Genomic DNA, 1212 nt, shown 5'->3' with positions numbered 1-1212 from the left:
CGAAGCAGGTGGAGAACGAGATCCGCGATCTCGACGGCGGGTCGTACGAATGGAGGGGCTATATCTCGGTGAACGCTGTTCGCGAGGAGCGCATGTGGTTCGAGGACTTCGGTCTCGACTCCCGCTCGCTCTCTGGTGTCAAGGTTGCGGCCGTCGGCGGCCGCACCGCCGCCTCACTCATCGATTGGGGCATCACCCCCGACCTCGTCCCCGACGGCGAACACTCGGCTCGTGGCCTGGCCGCGGCCTGGCCGGACTACGTCGACGATATCGACCCCATGAACACCGTGTTGCTGCCGCGCGCCGACATCGCCACCGAGGTGCTCGTGGCCGGCCTGCTCGAGAAGGGCTGGGACGTCGACGACGTCACCGCGTACCGCACGGTGCGCGCCTCCCCGCCGCCGGCTCCGATCCGGGAGGCGATCAAGGCCGGTGATTTCGACGCGTTCCTCTTCACCTCCTCCTCGACGGTGCGCAACCTCGTCGGCATCGCCGGCAAACCCGCCGCCACCTCGGTGATCTGCTGCATCGGACCGGCCACGGCGAACACCGCGGAGGAGCACGGCCTGCGCGTCGACGTCCTCGCCGAGGAGGCCAACCTCACCTCCCTCATCGACGGACTCGTCGCGTTTGCGACGAGGATGCGCGATGAGGACCTCGCCGCCGGGCAGACCCCGATGCGCCCCAGCCAGAAACGCCGGAGAAAGAAGGCCTGACATGGCACCGATCATCCGTCCGCGCCGCCTGCGCTCGACCCCGGCGATGCGCCGCCTCGTGAGCGAGGTCCGGCTCCATCCCGCCGACCTCGTCCTGCCCATGTTCGTCAAGGAGTCCCTCAGCCAGCCCGCGCCGCTCTCGGGCCTGCCCGGGGACGTCCACCACGAGACGGTCATCATGGCCGACCTCTGCATCGACGAGTTCACCTCCCACGGCCACTGCGGGGTGCTCGACGAGGCCGGCCGCGTCGACAACGACGCCACCCTCGTCCGCTACGCGTCGATGGCCGTCGCCCAGGCCCGAGCCGGCGCCCACGTCGTCGGTCTCTCAGGGATGATGGACGGCCAGGTCGCCGTGTGCCGGGAGGCCCTCGACGACCATGGCTTCACCGATGTCGTCGTCCTCGGCTACACCGCGAAGTACGCCTCGGCGTTCTACGGGCCCTTCCGCGAGGCCGTCGACTCCGAGCTCAAGGGCGACCGCAAGACCTATCAG

Annotated in this window: 1 protein-coding gene and 1 pseudogene; both read left to right on the top strand. The window is 69.3% G+C overall.

Annotation, left to right across the window (positions count from 1 at the left end):
* Positions 1-716, top strand: a 716-nt coding sequence (locus BSP109_RS16625) for a uroporphyrinogen-III synthase (protein WP_146001228.1), incomplete at its 5' end; no start/stop codon positions are given.
* 1 nt (position 717) lies between these two features.
* Positions 718-1212: pseudogene (locus tag BSP109_RS16620) on the top strand (porphobilinogen synthase); the annotation flags it as partial.

This window comes from Brevibacterium sp. Mu109 (assembly GCF_900169375.1).
In the GTDB taxonomy this organism is placed as follows: domain Bacteria; phylum Actinomycetota; class Actinomycetes; order Actinomycetales; family Brevibacteriaceae; genus Brevibacterium; species Brevibacterium yomogidense_A.
This window is presented reverse-complemented; position numbering and strand designations above follow the sequence as displayed.